Source organism: Cryobacterium sp. Hz9 (assembly GCF_004402825.1).
GTDB classification, from domain to species: Bacteria; Actinomycetota; Actinomycetes; order Actinomycetales; family Microbacteriaceae; genus Cryobacterium; species Cryobacterium gelidum.
In genome coordinates this window covers 199011-215364 of record NZ_SOFC01000008.1, presented here as the reverse complement: position 1 = coordinate 215364, position 16354 = coordinate 199011, and the positions used below count along the sequence as shown (strand labels likewise).

General features: G+C 65.3%; 9 protein-coding genes and 1 tRNA gene. 1 reads left to right on the top strand and 9 read right to left on the bottom strand.

The features are described from left to right. Positions 1-9: 9 nt before the first annotated feature. Entirely contained in the window at positions 10-3681 is a 3672-nt protein-coding gene (locus tag E3N85_RS03085; protein WP_134459226.1) for a bifunctional RecB family nuclease/DEAD/DEAH box helicase, read from the bottom strand. A 128-nt stretch (positions 3682-3809) separates the two neighbouring features. Then, positions 3810-4415, bottom strand: coding sequence for an ANTAR domain-containing response regulator (locus tag E3N85_RS03080; protein WP_035879545.1), 606 nt, complete (start codon positions 4413-4415; stop codon positions 3810-3812). A 38-nt stretch (positions 4416-4453) separates the two neighbouring features. Between E3N85_RS03080 and E3N85_RS03075 the strand changes: the two genes are divergently transcribed. Then, positions 4454-4536: transfer RNA gene (locus E3N85_RS03075), tRNA-Leu, on the top strand. Positions 4537-4758: 222 nt separating this feature from the next. On the opposite strand, the gene pyk is transcribed toward E3N85_RS03075, so the two are convergent. The 7 genes from pyk to trpC all read right to left on the bottom strand — a co-directional run bounded on the left by pyk (position 4759) and on the right by trpC (position 16351). Continuing rightward, positions 4759-6204 carry a pyruvate kinase gene (gene pyk, locus E3N85_RS03070; RefSeq protein WP_134459224.1) on the bottom strand — a complete coding sequence of 482 codons (1446 nt, stop codon included), beginning with the start codon at positions 6202-6204 and terminating at the stop codon, positions 4759-4761. 66 nt (positions 6205-6270) lie between these two features. Next, positions 6271-7728, bottom strand: a complete 1458-nt coding sequence (locus E3N85_RS03065; protein WP_134459222.1) for a glutamate synthase subunit beta — start codon at positions 7726-7728, stop codon at positions 6271-6273. Beyond that, positions 7721-12298: a glutamate synthase large subunit gene (gltB, locus tag E3N85_RS03060; protein WP_134459220.1), complete on the bottom strand. Its 4578-nt coding sequence runs from the start codon at positions 12296-12298 to the stop codon at positions 7721-7723. Before gltB ends, E3N85_RS03065 begins: the two co-directional genes overlap by 8 nt. Positions 12299-12449: 151 nt before the next feature. Then, entirely contained in the window at positions 12450-13466 is a 1017-nt protein-coding gene (lgt, locus tag E3N85_RS03055; RefSeq protein WP_134459218.1) for a prolipoprotein diacylglyceryl transferase, read from the bottom strand. An 81-nt stretch (positions 13467-13547) separates the two neighbouring features. Then, on the bottom strand, positions 13548-14372 hold the full coding sequence (trpA, locus tag E3N85_RS03050; protein ID WP_134459216.1) for a tryptophan synthase subunit alpha: 825 nt from the start codon (positions 14370-14372) through the stop codon (positions 13548-13550). After that, on the bottom strand, positions 14369-15580 hold the full coding sequence (gene trpB / locus E3N85_RS03045; protein WP_134459214.1) for a tryptophan synthase subunit beta: 1212 nt from the start codon (positions 15578-15580) through the stop codon (positions 14369-14371). Before trpB ends, trpA begins: the two co-directional genes overlap by 4 nt. Continuing rightward, positions 15581-16351, bottom strand: a complete 771-nt coding sequence (gene trpC, locus E3N85_RS03040; RefSeq protein ID WP_134459212.1) for an indole-3-glycerol phosphate synthase TrpC — start codon at positions 16349-16351, stop codon at positions 15581-15583. It lies immediately after the preceding gene. Positions 16352-16354: the final 3 nt, after the last annotated feature.

Genomic DNA, 16354 nt, shown 5'->3' with positions numbered 1-16354 from the left:
TCTGTCTGTTCAGGCTTCGGGCTCGACCAGGCTGATGAACGCACTCAGTTCGGCGACGCCGGCTGGAGTCACGGGTAGGTAGTCGGTCAGCGCGGGCGAATAGACCAGGTAGGCGGCCCATTTCGCCCGCGAGATGGCGACGTTGAGCCGATTCTTCATGATGAGGAACGCCATGCCGCGGGGCGCGTCATCGGCCGAGGACGCCGCGAGCGTGACGATGGCGACGGCGGCCTCCTGCCCTTGGAATTTGTCGACCGTTCCCACGCGAACGTCACGGTAACCGGCGACGGCCAGGGCCTCTCGAACCAGCACCAGCTGGGCGTTGTACGGGGTCACGACGATGACGTCGGCCTCGGTCAGGGGGGTGTCGACCCGATGGGTGGTCGGGTCGGTCCACCGGCGGCCGAGTGCGCGCCGCACGAGTGACACGACAGCATCCGCTTCTTCGGAAGACGCGATCGCATTGCCGGTGTGCACGACGGGGACCATGTGCAGGCCGGGCGTGATGCCGGCGAGTAGCCGGGTCGCGGTAATTGGGTCGGCACGCAGCAGGCCGCCGTAGGACAGCCGGGAGACGGGCGCGGTGACGGCCGGGTGCATACGCCGGCTCTCACTCAGGAAGTATCCGAGGTCGGTCGACAGCACGTCGTTTTCGGCCGCAACCCAGCCGAGCGCAGACTGGTCGATGGGCTCGGGGTGCGTGCCCTGGCTGACCTGCGGCAGCTGCTGCGGGTCGCCGAGCAGCAGCAGGTTACGTGCGCCGACGCTTGCCGCGATGGTCGAGGCGAGCGAAAACTGTCCAGCTTCGTCGACCACGAGCAGGTCGAGGCTATGGCGCGGGATGCGCGCCGGATTGCTGAAATCCCAGGCGGTGCCACCGAGGACGAATCCGGTGGCAGCGTGGTCGAGCGCGAATAACAGGTGTCCGTCTTTCGGCAGGGCTGTGTAGCTGGATTCGGCTTGGTCGGCACCGGTTTTCGGCACCTTGCCGACGAGCGCTGGATCGAGGCCGGAGCCGACCACGGCATCCAGTAGATTCTCGACCACCGCGTGCGACTGCGCCACCACGCCGATCTTCCAGCCGTGCTGGTGCACGAGCGCGGTGATGACGTGCGCGCCGAGATAGGTCTTGCCGGTGCCGGGCGGCCCTTGCACCGCGAGATACGAGTGGTCGAGGTCTCGCAGGCTCGCAATCACCGCGTCGACGGTCTGCCCGTCGGCCGGTCTCGGCGCAAGGTGGCCCGCACGGGTGCGCGGCGGGGTGCGGCGCAGAATATCGACCATCGGGTCGCGCGGCCAGCCCGGCTGTGCGTCGACGAGGCCTGCGGCCCACTCATCGATGGCGGGTTTCTGCTGCATCGGTCGGGGTGGCGCGGCCGGTGCGAGCGCGCTCGGTCGATGGCTGTAGCGTGCAACGTCTTTCGGCAGCGTCTCTTCGACCAGAATGCCACCGTCGTCGGCGACCTGGAGTACGTGCACACTGCGATGGCTGCGTGCGCCCGCCGCCGTGTCGGTGTTCGCGAACGGCCCCGGGTATTCGTAGAGCAGGTACGGTCCGGCCTGGTCACCCGGCTTGATACTGCTGCCCGGAGCGAGCCGGCCGTGCAGCCAGAGGTGGCGACGGTCCACGCGCTGCTGGCCCGCACGGAACCAGTCACGTTCCACGTCGACGCGCTCCACGACGAGCACGTCTCGGGTGTCCTGCCATTCGTCAATGGGATACTCAAGCCGAAAATAGTGCCCCCACCAGAAGCTCTTCTGCTCACGCCGGTGGTAGTCGATCGCGGCGGCGGCGAAGGCAGCCGCGGTCTGGTCGGCACTGCGCGGAGTGTGAGTGGTGCCCGCGGTGACGGTAGCGAAATCCAGCAGGGCGTCGCGCACGGGTGACGGTTCGAGCGTGTCGACCTTTGCTTCGATCGCTGTGTTGACCGAGCGGATGCCGGCTCCGTGGGCCAGCATGAGCAGCCAGTTGCGCAGGCGCAGCGTTGACACGCAGTCGTAGCGGTTGTAGTCGGCGATGGACTCGAGCATGCGCTGGGCTTCGGCCTGATTTCCGGGGGTGGCCTCGTCGCCGTGCGCGTGCAGGTCGCGGGCGGCGACGTATTCGGTGATCGAATCAGCGGCGTTCGTGACGTCGCCGCCGCGCAGATCGGCGCCCATATAGAGCGGTTCAAGCTTCTTGATCGAGTACGAGCGCGACCCGACGCGCATGGTCTTGCGCACGAGCGGGTACAGGTCGACCAACACATTCTCCCGGAGCAGCTGGTCGATCTGGTCTTCGCCGACACCGTGCCGGGCAGCGAGGCTGAGCAGGTGGGTGCGCTCGTAGGCCGCGTAGTGGTAAACGTGCAGGCCCGGAAACCTCGCTCGACGCTCGGCGAGATAGGCCAGGAAGTCGATGAGAGCCTGTTTCTCGTCGCGCCAGGTGTGCGCCCAGAAGGCCCGGAAAGTCTCATCTGGGTCGACCAGGCCGAACAGGTAGTCGAGGCCCCACCGTGTGGCGCCACCGGGCGTGTCGGCCCCGGTCGCGTCTCCCCCGGCCACGTCTCCCCCGGCCATGTTTCCCTCGGTCGCGTCTCCCTCGGTCGCGTCTCCCTCGGAATAGAGCGGATCTCCCTCGAAGTCAAAGAAGATATCGCCCGGGTTTGGTTCGGGGAGCACGGCCAGCGCAGCCGGGTTGTACAGGTCAACGGGCGGCGGCAGGGTGGACGTGGCCTGCAGCTGAAGCCGTGCTTGCGTGCGTAGGGCGCCGAGCGTGGAGTCGGAGATGCCGTCGCAACCCCCGGTGGTGGTGGCGAGTTCTTCGATGGTGTGGATGCCGGCGGCCGCCAGCCGGACGCGTTGCGACAGCCGCAGACCGGCCACGAGAAGGGGATCGCGGTGCTCCTGCACCTCCAGCTCGCAGGTGGCACAGCGCCCGCAGACCGTGTACCGCGCATCTCCCCACGCGACGGCAGCGTCATCGTCGAGGCGTTCCATGATGATTCGTACCAGACGCTGTTTGCGTTTGCGGTACACCGGTCGAATTTCAGCGAGCCGGTGCACGCTCACCGAGCCGTCGCCGAGCAACAGTTCAACGATGTCGGCCGTCGGCACTTTGATGCGCTCCATCTGCTCGGCATAAGCGGCGAGCTGCAGCAGGGCTGTCACGCGGGCGTGCCGGGCGAGCTTGGTGTCTTGCAGCAGCCAGCTGCCATCGCTCTGGCGCACGATGAAGTCTGCGAATCCGACGAAGGCGATCGTGTCGTGGCCGCCTGTGCCGGTTGGATTGCGCGTACCGGTTGGATTGCCTGTGCCGGTTGGATTGCCTGCACCGGTTGGACGGGCGGGGGTTGCCCCGCCGTAGTCAGAATCGAAGAACGTCGCCTGAAAGATGACGTCGTGACCGATGGTGAAGGCCAGCCGTGTGTCTTCGGCTGCAGCGTCGAGGGCCGAGCGCGATATCTGTTCGGGCCGGGCAATCTCGATGACCGACTGGCTCCTCCGGTAGCGTTCGAGCACCCGGTGCTCGTGCTCGTCTCCCAGGCGCGAGGTGCGCTCGAGCATAGCGTCGACCGGGTCGGGCACCGTAGGGACGCGGCCGAGCCTGGCATCGATGCGGCGCAGGAAAGCAAACTCGCAGACGGATGCCGCGCTCAGGTCGCTCGCGCTCGTCACGACGCTGCCGTCCAGCAAAAACATTGGCTTGCCCTTCGTTGCTGTGAGCGTATCGGACGCCGCCGACACGCCGACCAGGAGAGCGAGGGGAAACAAAACGGCCCGGCAAGATCTGCCGGGCCGTTCCGTGTAATTCTGAGGTATCGGTTGCGCTACTTCTTCGCGCTGAGCTGCTCGATGATGGCCTGCGACACGTCGTGCATGGTGAGGCGACGGTCCATGGAGGCCTTCTGAATCCAACGAAAGGCTTCGGGCTCAGTGAGACCCATTTTCTCGTTGAGCAGGCCCTTGGCCCGATCGACGAGTTTGCGGGTCTCGAACCGCTCGACCAGGTCGGCGACCTCGGCCTCGAGCGTGATGATCTGGCTGTAGCGCGAGAGGGCGATCTCGATCGCTGGCAGCAGGTCGTTCGGGGTGAACGGCTTGACGACGTAGGCGAGGGCGCCCGCCTCGGTGGCGCGCTCGACCAGTTCCTTCTGGCTGAACGCGGTCAGCAGCACAACCGGGGCGATGTGCTCCTTGGAAAGGCGTTCCGCCGCGCTGATGCCGTCGAGCTGGGGCATCTTGACGTCCATGATGACCAGGTCGGGGCGGAGTTCCCGTGCCAGGGCGACCGCAGTTTCTCCGTCACCGGCTTCGCCGACGACTTCAAAGCCGTTGTCGCGCAGAATTTCGACGATGTCGAGGCGAATGAGGGATTCATCCTCAGCGACGACAACGCGGCGCGGAGGGGTGGGGGTGCTGTCTTGGTCGGTCACGACCAAAAGCCTACGGTATTCTGAACGAGTAGTTGTAAGCCGGTGTGGCGGAATGGCAGACGCGGAGCACTCAAAATGCTTTGTTCGTAAGGACGTGTGGGTTCGAGTCCCACCACCGGTACAATTTTTTATCAGTGAATTGCCAGATCAGCTGCTTTTCTGATCTTCCCGACCTGACCTGAGCGGGTAGGTACGTGCGATTGCCGCAGCGGTCGGCGAAGGGCGCCAGTTTGTGTCGGCAGGCGCGTACCTGTCGGGGTGACGCCATGGTGGACCAGTAGCCGATAGCAACGAAAAGCCCCACTCCGTGACGATCACGGAGTGGGGCTTTTCGCAGGAAACGCTACTTTTTGACGTACGCCGGCGCGAGCTCGTTGTGGGCGTCACCCACGCGGTGCACGCGAATGTCGTTCGTCGAACCCACGATTCCAGGAGGGGAACCCGAGATGACGACGACCTTGTCACCGACTTCAGCGAGGCCCTGGCCGATGAGAATGTCATCGACCTGACCGAACATCGCGTCGGTATGGGTCACCGGGTCCACCAGATAGGTCTGGATACCCCAGGTGAGGGCCAGTCGACGACGAATGCCCGCCTCCGGAGTGAACGCCAGCATCGGAATTTTGGACCGCAGCCGCGACATACGCCGGGCAGAGTCCCCGGACTCGGTGAAGATACAGAGAAACTTCGCGTCGACGAATTCGGCGACCTCGATGGCTGCCAGGGTGATGGCACCGCCCTGGGTGCGCGGCTTATTGGTCAGCTTGCCGATGCGCTCGAGCCCATGTACCTCGGTGGATTCCACGATGCGGGCCATGGTCTGCACCGTGACGACGGGGTATTCTCCCACGCTGGTCTCACCGCTGAGCATGACGGCATCCGCGCCGTCGAGCACGGCGTTGGCGACGTCGCTGGTCTCGGCCCGGGTGGGCACCGGGCTCAAGATCATGGATTCGAGCATCTGCGTGGCGACAATGACCGGCTTGGCCATGCGCCGAGCGATCTCAACGGCCTGTTTTTGCACAATCGGCACGGCCTCGAGCGGCAGCTCGACGCCGAGGTCGCCACGGGCGACCATGATCGCGTCAAAGGCATCGACGATCTCTTCGAGGTTGTCGACGGCCTGCGGCTTCTCGATCTTGGCGATCACCGGAACGCGGCGGCCTTCCTCGGCCATGATCTCGTGCACGCGGGTGATGTCATCGGCGCTGCGCACGAACGACAGCGCGATGAGGTCGGCTCCGAGACGCAGGCCCCAGCGCAGGTCGGCTTCGTCCTTCTCCGACAGGGCCGGAACGTTGACAGCCACGCCGGGCAGGTTGATGCCCTTGTTATTGGAGACCGGGCCGGCAACGATCACCTTGGTGGTGACGACAACGCCATCCGTTTCGACGACCTGCACCTTGACCTTGCCATCGTCGATGAGCAGAAAATCACCGGGGTGCACATCGTGCGGCAGTCCCTTGAAGGTAGTGCCGGATAGTTCTTTGGTGCCGAGTACGTCTTCGGTGGTGATCTTAAAGATATCGCCCACGGCCAGTTCGTACGGGCCGCCCTCAAATTTGCCCAGACGAATCTTGGGGCCCTGCAGGTCGACCATCACGGCGACGGCACGCCCGGAATCGTTGGCTGCCTTGCGCACGTTGGCATAGACACTCTCGTGCACCTGGTAGTTGCCATGGCTCAAGTTCATGCGGCAGACATCGACACCCGCGTCGATGAGGGCTCTGATCTGCTCGTAACTCGCGGCTGCCGGCCCGAGGGTGGCGACAATTTTTGCGCGTCTCATTCTGGTGAATCTCCGATTTCCGCGCTTTTCGGGCGCATTACAACGTGCTGCATGAAGAGGAATGGATTAGAGGGCGAAGGAACGGTCAGTGGGCTTCACCGGAGACGGCAGCTGAGTCTGGCCTTCCAGAAAATGGTCGACGGCAGCCGCGGCGGCGCGGCCCTCGGCGATGGCCCAGACTATGAGCGACTGGCCACGACCGGCGTCTCCGGCGACGAAGACACCCTCATGGCTGGTCTGGTAGTTGCCGTCACGCTCGACGTTGCCGCGCTCATCGAACGGAAGCTTCAGCTGGTGGCCGAGGTCGCCTTGTTCCGGGCCGGTAAAGCCCATGGCGAGCAGCACGAGGTCGGCCGGGATCTCCCGCTCCGAGCCGGCTTTGGGAACGCGGCGTCCGTCGAGGTATTCGGTCTCGGCGATGCGGATGGCTCGCACTTCGCCGAAATCATTGGTCAAGAATTCGACCGTCGACGCGAGGTACTGGCGGGTGCCGCCCTCTTCGTGAGCGCTGGATACCTCGAACAGGGTCGGCGACATCGGCCATGGCTGGCTCTCCGGGCGGGTCGTGCCCGGTTGCTTGCCGATCGCCAGGTTGGTGACGGATGCTGCCAGCTGGCGGTTCGCGGTGCCGATACAGTCGGCTCCGGTATCACCACCGCCGAGCACGACGACGTGCTTGCCCTCGGCGGTAATCGATGCTTCGATGCTTCCGCCGGCGCCGATCTTGTTCTGCTGAACCAGGTACTCCATGGCGAAGTGCACGCCGGGCAGATCGCGCCCCGGAATCGGCAGGTCGCGGGGCACCATGGCACCGGTCGCTACGACGACAGCGTCGTAGCGGGCACGCAGGTCGTCCCAGGTGATGTCCACACCGATGTTGACGTTGGCGCGAAACCGGGTTCCCTCGGCCGTCATCTGGGCGAGGCGCAGCTCAAGGTGCTTCTTCTCCATTTTGAAGTCAGGAATGCCGTAACGCAGCAGTCCGCCGATGCGGTCGTCGCGTTCGAACACGGCGACAGTGTGGCCGGCACGGGTGAGCTGCTGCGCCGCCGCGAGTCCGGCCGGGCCGGAGCCGACGACAGCGACGGTCTTGCCGGTCAGGCGGCCGGGCGGTTGCGGCTGCACCCAGCCCTTGGCGAACGCTTGGTCGATGATCGAAACCTCGACCTGCTTGATCGTCACGGCCGGCTGGTTGATGCCGAGCACGCACGACGATTCACACGGCGCCGGACAGAGCCGACCGGTGAATTCGGGAAAATTGTTCGTCGCGTGCAGGCGTTCGATGGCCGCTCGGCCCTCGTCGCGCCAGACCAGATCGTTCCACTCGGGGATGAGGTTACCGAGCGGGCAACCCTGGTGACAGAACGGCACGCCGCAGTCCATGCAGCGGCCGGCCTGCCGTTTGAGCACGGCGCTGTCACCCTGCTCGTAGACCTCTTTCCAGTCCATCAAGCGGATGGCCACCGGCCGGCGAGCGGGAAGCTCACGTTCCGTGGTCTTCAGGAATCCCTTCGGATCAGCCATTGGTTACCTCCAGAATTCGATTCCAGACAACGAGGCCGTCAGGATCGAGCCCCTCATCGACGGCCGTCTGCCGGGTCTCCAGTACGGCCGCGTAGTCGCGCGGCAGCACCTTGACAAATGCGTTCATGGTTTCTTCCAGGTGCTCCAGCATGCGCGCGGCCAGTGCCGAGTCAGTCTGGTCCCGGTGTTGTTCGAGCAGGTCGCGCACGATTTCACGGTCGACACTGTCGAGGGCGAGAAGTCGCAACTCCCCCGAGGTCAGGGCGTCACGGTTGACCCGTTCGGCGGTCAGTCCGTGCACATAGGCGGTGCCACCACTCATGCCGGCGCCGAGGTTGCGTCCGGTCTCGCCGAGGATGACGGCGAGTCCGCCGGTCATGTATTCCAGGGCGTGGTCGCCCACACCCTCCACGACAGCGATCGCACCGGAGTTGCGCACCAGGAATCGTTCGCCGACGATGCCGCGAATGAACATGCTGCCCTGGGTGGCACCGTAGCCGATGACGTTACCGGCGATGACGTTGTCTTCGGCCGGAAATTGGCTGGCCCGATCGGGGCGCACGATGATCTGCCCGCCCGAGAGACCCTTGCCGACGTAGTCGTTGGAATCGCCTTCGAGCCGCAGGGTGATGCCGCTTGGCAGGAACGCCCCGAACGACTGCCCGGCCGACCCGGTGAGGGTGACCTCGATGGACCCGGCCGGCAGGCCGTTTTCGCCGTGCCGCAGGGTGACCTGGTGGCCGAGCATCGTGCCGACGGCACGTTCCGTGTTGCGGATCGGCAGGTCGATACTGACCTTACCGCCGTGTTCGAGCACGCTCTGGCTGCGACGGATCAGTTCGTTGTCGAAGTGCTTGTCTAGTTCGTGTTCCTGGGCGCGTGCCCACTTGCGCGGTTCGGACTCGGAGAAGTCCGGGCCGCTCAGAATTGGCGAGAGGTCGAGCCCCTGGGCCTTCCAGTGGGTGAGGGCACGGTTCACATTGAGCACCTCCCGGTGGCCGATGGCTTCGTCGAGGCTGCGGAATCCGAGGTCGGCGAGGTACTCACGCACCTCCTGCGCGATGAATTCGAAGAAATTCACCACGTGATCGGCCTGACCGGCAAAGCGCTTGCGCAACTCCGGGTTCTGGGTGGCGACACCGACCGGGCAGGTATCGAGGTGGCAGACGCGCATCATGATGCAGCCCGAGACGACGAGCGGCGCGGTGGCGAAACCGAATTCTTCGGCGCCGAGCAGGGCACCGACGAGCACGTCACGCCCAGTCTTCAGCTGGCCGTCGACCTGCACGACCACGCGGTCGCGCATGCCGTTGAGCATGAGCGTCTGCTGGGTCTCGGCGAGGCCGAGTTCCCACGGGGTCCCGGCGTGCTTGAGGGAGTTGACCGGGCTGGCGCCCGTTCCGCCGTCATGACCGCTGATCAGGATCACGTCGGAGAGTGCCTTGGCGACACCGGCCGCGACGGCACCGATACCGGACTGGCTGACCAGCTTGGTGTGGATGCGCGCCTTCGGGTTGGCCCGTTTCAGGTCGAAGATGAGCTGCTTGAGGTCTTCGATCGAGTAGATGTCGTGGTGCGGCGGCGGCGAGATGAGACCGACGCCGGCGGTGGCGTGCCGGGTACGGGCAATCCACGGGTAGACCTTGGTGGGCGGCAGCTGACCGCCCTCGCCGGGCTTGGCGCCCTGGGCGAGTTTGATCTGGATGTCGTCGGCGTGGGTGAGGTACATGCTCGTCACGCCGAATCGGCCCGACGCAACCTGCTTGACCGCGCTACGTCTGGTCGGGTCGAGCAAACGGTCGAGGTCTTCGCCGCCCTCACCGGTGTTCGACTTGCCGCCGAGGCGGTTCATGGCGATCGCAAGGGTTTCGTGCGCTTCCTGGGAGATCGAGCCGTAGCTCATCGCGCCGGTCGAGAAGCGTTTGACGATCTGCGACACCGACTCAACTTCGTCCAGCGGCACGGGCGACCGCTGGCCGGGGCTGAGCGTGAACATGCCCCGCAGGGTCATCAGCGATTCCGCCTGGTCGTCGACCATTTTCGTGTATTCGCGAAAAATATCGTAGCGGCGGGTGCGGGTCGCGTGCTGCAGCCGGAAGATGGTCTCCGGGTTGAACAGGTGCGGGGCGCCGTCCCGACGCCACTGGTATTCGCCGCCGGTCGCGAGGCGTTCGTGGGCGGTCACGGCAGCATCCATCGGATAGGCGGATGCGTGCCGCGCCAGGTTTTCGACACCGATCACGTCGATGCCGACACCGCCAAGCTTGCTCGTGGTGCCGGTGAAGTACTGATCCACGAACGACTGGGCGAGGCCGACGGCTTCGAAGGCCTGAGCACCGGCGTAGGACGACACGGTGGAGATACCCATCTTGGACATGATTTTGAGCACCCCCTTGCCGAGCGCCTTGATCACGTTGCGCACCGCTTTCTCGGGCGTGACGTTGGTGATGATGCCGCTGCGCACGAGATCTTCGCAGGTCTCCATGGCCAGATACGGGTTCACGGCCGACGCACCGTATCCGATCAGCAGGGCCACGTGGTGCACCTCGCGCACATCGCCGGCCTCGACGACAATGCCGACCTTCATACGGTGTTCGGTGCGAATCAAGTGGTGGTGCACGGCGGCGATCATGAGCAGCGACGGGATCGGTGCGAGGTCCTGAGTGGAATCGCGATCACTGAGCACGATGAACAGCGCGCCGGACACGATTGCCTCGTCCACCTCCACGCAGATCGCCGCGAGCCGCTTCGCCAGGGCGTCCGGCCCCTCCTCGAAGCGATACAGACCACGAATGGTCGTTGTGGTGCGGCTGCCGATGGCGGGGTCGATGTGCTGGATCTTCGCCAGTTCGTCGTTATCGATGACCGGGAAATCCAAAATCACCTGGCGGGCGTGCTCCGGACCGGCGGACAGCAGGTTGCGTTCCGGCCCGAGAGCGAGCTTGAGGCTCGTGACGACTTCTTCGCGAATCGAGTCGAGCGGCGGGTTGGTGACCTGCGCGAACTGCTGGGTGAAGTAGTCGAACATGAGGCGCGGACGGTCGCTCAACACGGCGATGGGGGTGTCGCTACCCATGGCGCCCAGCGGTTCGGCGCCGGTGCGGGCCATCGGGGCGAGCAGAATGCGCACCTCTTCTTCGGTGTAGCCGAAGGTGCGCTGACGACGCACTACGGATGCCGGCGGGTGCACGATGTGCTCCCGCTCCGGAAGGTCCTTGAGGTTGATGCGCCCCTTCTCGAGCCAGTCTCCCCACGGTTCGCTCGCGGACAGTTCTGCTTTGATCTCCCGGTCGTCGATGATGCGGCCGGCCTTGGTGTCGACCAGGAACATCTGGCCGGGGCGCAAGCGGCCCTTGCGCACGACGCGGGCCGGGTCGATGCCGAGCACGCCGATCTCACTCGCGAGCACGACGAGGCCGTCGTCGGTGACGAGGTAGCGTCCGGGGCGCAAGCCGTTGCGGTCGAGCGTTGCCCCCACCAGGGAACCGTCGGTGAAAACGATCGCGGCGGGGCCGTCCCACGGTTCCATGAGCATGGAATGGTATTCGTAGAAGTCGCGACGTTCGTCGTCGAGGTCGGTCTGGTTCTCCCACGCCTCCGGCACCATCATCATGATGGCGTGCGGCAGCGACCGACCGGACAGGCTGAGCAGTTCGACAACCTCATCGAAGGAGGCCGAGTCGCTCGCACCCGGGGTGACGATCGGCAGCAACGGTGCGACGTCGCCGAGCAACTCGGATTCGAGTTGGGACTGACGCGCACGCATCCAGTTGCGGTTGCCCTGCACCGTGTTGATCTCGCCGTTGTGGGCGATCATGCGGAACGGCTGGGCCAGGGGCCAGGACGGGAACGTGTTTGTGGAATAGCGGGAGTGCACGAGGGCGAGTGTCGAGACGAAGCGTTCGTCGGACAGGTCGGGGTAGAACGGTTCGAGCTGCAGGGTCGTGACCATGCCCTTGTAGACCAGGGTGCGACAGGACAGCGAGACGAAGTAGATCTCCAGTTCGCGTTCGGCACGCTTGCGCAGCCGAAACGTCTGCCGGTCGAGCGCGATGTCCGAGAGCGGGTCGCCGGATTCGGTGGTGCGGGTGCTTTGCACGAACAGCTGCTGGATGGCGGGCATGTTGGCACGGGCCTGGCTGCCGAGGTCTTCCGGGTGCACCGGAACCTCACGCCAGCCGAGGATGGTGAGACTTTCCTCCTCAGCGATCAGGCTGATCGCGCGTTTGATCCCGGTGCGCGCGGTCGGGTCGGTCGGCAAAAAAACGTTGCCGACGGCGTACTGGCCCAGCGGGGGAAGCGCGAAATCCGTGACGGCGCGCAGGAAAGCATCCGGCACCTGAGTGATGATGCCGGCGCCGTCACCGGTCCCGGCATCGGAGCCGACCGCCCCACGGTGCTCAAGGTTGCGCAGGGCGTCGAGGGCCTGGGTGATGATGTCGTGCCCGGCGGTGCCACGCAGGGTCGCCACCATGGCCAGGCCACACGCGTCGCGCTCGGCCGACGGGTCGTACAGACCGGATGCTTCAGGCATGCTGCTGAAGCGGGAGTAGAGAGGTTTCTGCGCCATGGAGACCGTCCTCACGAAATGATTGGCTGTAAGGGACGACGTCGGCCCGAAGGTGAAGTGTGCAGGAACCGTAACGAGGCGCCCTGTTCGGGCCGGGGCCGCAACCGGGCGCCGCTACGGGTGTGTCAGCTGGGATTGCGCAGACATGAGTCTACAGACGCGAAGCGCTCGTGCTTGTGGCTGCGGCCTCGGTCGATTCGGGGTGATCGGCATCATCGCTCTGATCCGCGGTGGTGTCATCGTCTGGTTCCGAATCGCTGTCATCGAATTCTACCCCAGCGTCAGGACCATTCCATTCCCGACCGGTAACATACGGGCTGGGCTCAAGGCCCGGGTGGCGGTGACGCTGCACGAGAATGATGACCAGACCGAGCGCGATGGCCGCCAGGGCAGCCCAGACGTTGGTGCGGATGCCGAAGTAGATCTCGCTCGGGTCGATGCGAATCGACTCGAAAAAGCTGCGCCCCAGTCCGTACCAGATGAGGTACGCACCCAGGGTCTGACCGAACCGCAGGCGGAATTTGCGTTCGAGGTAGAGAATGACGGCCACACCGAGCAGGTTCCAGATGATTTCATAGAGAAAAGTCGGGTGGAACAGCGTGCCGGACGGCAGCCCGACCGGGAAGGCAACATTGCTCGGTTCGATTTCGAGGCCCCAGGGCAGTCTCGTCGGCAGACCGAACAGTTCGTGGTTGAACCAGTTTCCGAGCCGGCCGGTGGCCTGCGCGACGAGCAGCGCGGGCGCGACGGCATCGGCGAACGTCCAAAAGCGGATACCCGCCAGTCGGCAGCCGATGTAGGCGCCGACGGCGCCACCGATCAGCGAACCGAAGATCGCGTTGCCGCCCTCCCAGATGTACAGGGTGCGCAGCAGGTCGGCGCCCTCAAAGAAGTAGTCGCCCGGGTGGGTGAGAACGTGGTAGATGCGTGCACCGACGATGCCGAGGGGCACCGCCCAGAGGATGATGTCGAGTACGACTCCCGGCTCCGCGCCACGCTTGGTCAGGCGACGGGAGGTGATGATGGTCGCCAATATGATTCCGGCAAGGATGCACAGCGCGTACGCGTGGATGCGGAACGGTCCGACGTCGAAGAAGCTCCATCCCGGGCTCGGAATACTCGAGTTCAAAATGCTCGTGCTGCTCAAAAAGCTCAGAGGCCAGGACACCTAGGTACTACCTTTCATCGTGACTCACATCACTTGGGGCGATTCGATCGATCGCCTCGAACAATTAAGTGTAGAGCGCGTCTACGCGGCGGGGCGGATATCGCGCGCACCGACGGCGAGTTCACGAGCCAGGCGTCCAACGGCTGGTATTCCCCCGTCGGTCAGCGCCTTCACGAGCGCGGAGCCGACGATGGCGCCGTCGGCGTAGCCGAGAATCTCGCGCACCTGCTCGGGCGTGGAAATGCCCAGGCCGACGCACGCACTCGTGCAGCCGACCGCGCGCAAGCGCTCCACCAGGATGCGGGCGGCCGCGTCCACGCCGGCGCGAGCGCCGGTCGTTCCCATCGTCGAGACGGTGTATACGAATCCGCGGCTCGCCTCGATTGCTTGTACCAGGCGGGCGTCAGACGACGACGGTGCGGCCAGGAAGACGCGGTCGAGGTCGGCACGAACGCTCGCCGCCATCCAGTCGTCGGCTTCGTCGGGAATGAGGTCGGGCGTGATCAGTCCGGCACCGCCAGCGGCGCGCAGGTCGTCGGCGAATCGTTCAACGCCGTACTGCACGACCGGGTTCCAGTAGGTCATGACCAGAACGGGGGCATCGACCTGTGCGGTGATGGCCCTGATCGCCTCGAACCCGTGGCGCAGCTTGAACCCGTTGGCCAGTGCCTGCTGGGTGGCCGCCTGGATGACGGGGCCGTCCATCACCGGGTCGGAGTAGGGCAGGCCGAGTTCGATAACGTCGACGCCGTTGGCGACGAGGGCCACCGCAGCGTCGATGCTGTCGTTCAGCGTGGGGAAACCAACCGGAAGGTAGCCGATGAGGGCTCCCCCACCCGCCGAGCGTCGGCGGGCAATGGTCTGTTCGACCGTGCTCACAGCTCCGCTCGTGATTGGGGTCGTCATGACTGTTCCGCGCCTTCGTCGAGCAGGTCGAAGTACCGACCGGCTGTTTCCATGTCTTTGTCGCCGCGACCGCTGAGATTGACCAGGATGGTCGCCTCCGGGCCGAGTGCGCGACCGAGCTCGAGGGTGCCGGCGAGGGCATGGGATGACTCGATCGCCGGGATGATGCCTTCGGTGCGGCTGAGCAGCCGCAGGGCGCTCATCGCCTCGTCATCGGTGATCGGCAGGTAGGTAGCCCGGCCGATGCTGGCAAGCCAGGCGTGCTCCGGTCCGACTCCCGGATAGTCGAGGCCCGCCGAAATGGAGTGCGAATCAACGGTTTGACCGTCTTCGTCCTGCAGCAGCATGCTACGGGCGCCGTGCAGCACTCCGGGGCGGCCCTTCGTGATGGTCGCCGCGTGTCTGGGCGTTTCGACGCCGTCGCCAGCCGCTTCATAGCCGAACAGGGCAACATCGGGGTCGTCAAGGAAGGCGTCGAAGATCCCCATGGCGTTCGAACCGCCGCCGACACAGGCCGTGACGGCGTCCGGCAGGCTGCCGGTCAGATCGAGGACCTGCTTGCGGGCCTCCTCCCCGATGATTTTTTGAAAGTCGCGCACCATGGCCGGGAACGGATGCGGTCCGGCCACGGTCCCGAAAATGTAGTTGGTGGTTTCAACGTTGCTGACCCAGTCGCGCATGGCGTCGTTGATGGCGTCTTTCAAGGTGCGCGAGCCGGTTTTCACCGGAACGACCTCGGCGCCGAGCAGGCGCATCCGGGCGACGTTGAGTGCTTGACGTTCGGTGTCGACCTCGCCCATATAGACGACGCACTCCAGCCCGAACAGGGCCGCGACGGTGGCCGTGGCCACGCCGTGCTGGCCGGCCCCGGTTTCAGCGATCACGCGGGTCTTGCCGATGCGCTGGGTGAGCAGGGCCTGGCCGAGCGCGTTGTTGATCTTGTGCGAACCGGTGTGGTTGAGGTCTTCACGCTTGAGGATGATGCGGGCGCCACCGGCATACTCGGCGAAGCGCGGCACCTCGGTGATGATGGAGGGGCGACCGGAGTAGTTGACGTGCAACTTCGTCAAGGCCGCAGCGAAAGCCGGATCGTTCCTGGCGAGTTCGTATTCCGCCGTGAGTTCATCGAGCGCCGCCACGAGGGATTCGGGCACGAACCTGCCGCCGAAGTCACCGAAATAGGGGCCGGGCTGTGTACGTAGAGACATTTAAACCGCCAAAAACTCAGAGAGGGTTCGGATGGGATCGCTCGTGACGAGCGCTTCGCCGACCAGGACGACATCGGCGCCGGCGCCACGGTAGTGCGCGACGTCGGCGGCTGTCTTGACGGCGGATTCGGCGACACGGATGACGCCGGACGGAATTCTGTCGGCGAGGGTGCCGAAGAGGTTCGGATCGAGTTCAAAGGTGGACAGGTCGCGCGCGTTGACCCCGACCAGGCTCGCTCCGATGTCGAGAGCACGACTGACTTCGTCGCCGCTGTGCGTTTCGACCAGGGCGGTCATGCCGAGCTCGTGGATGAGTTCGTGCAGCGAGAGCAGCGAGGCCTGGTCGAGGGCGGCGACGATGAGCAACACCAGATCGGCGCCCGCCGCGCGGGCTTCGAACACCTGGTACGGCGTGCCGATGAAATCCTTGCGCAGGATGGGAATGCTCACCGCAGCCCGCACCTGCTCGAGGTCGGTCATCGAGCCGTGGAAACGGCGACCCTCGGTGAGCACGCTGATCGCGCTCGCCCCGCCGGTCTCATACGAGACCGCCAGCGCCGCCGGGTCGGTGATGGCCGCCAAAGCACCGCGGCTCGGGCTGGCCCGCTTGATTTCCGCGAGAATTTTTACCCGATCGGCCGGGGCCAGGGCCGCCAGCGCGTCGAGTGCCGGCGCGTGAGCGCGCGCCGCGGCCTCCACGCTCGCAAAGGGGCGAGTGAGGAGGCGTTGCTCAGCGTCTAAAACCGCGCCGGCGAGAAGTTCTTGAAGCACTAG

Coding starts and splice junctions, on each gene's coding strand:
- gltB (WP_134459220.1), bottom strand. CDS start 12,298: ATGGCGCAGAAACCTCTCTACTCCCGCTTCAGCAGCATGCCTGAAGCA.
- E3N85_RS03085 (WP_134459226.1), bottom strand. CDS start 3,681: ATGTTTTTGCTGGACGGCAGCGTCGTGACGAGCGCGAGCGACCTGAGC.
- E3N85_RS03065 (WP_134459222.1), bottom strand. CDS start 7,728: ATGGCTGATCCGAAGGGATTCCTGAAGACCACGGAACGTGAGCTTCCC.
- trpA (WP_134459216.1), bottom strand. CDS start 14,372: ATGACGACCCCAATCACGAGCGGAGCTGTGAGCACGGTCGAACAGACC.
- pyk (WP_134459224.1), bottom strand. CDS start 6,204: ATGAGACGCGCAAAAATTGTCGCCACCCTCGGGCCGGCAGCCGCGAGT.
- trpB (WP_134459214.1), bottom strand. CDS start 15,580: ATGTCTCTACGTACACAGCCCGGCCCCTATTTCGGTGACTTCGGCGGC.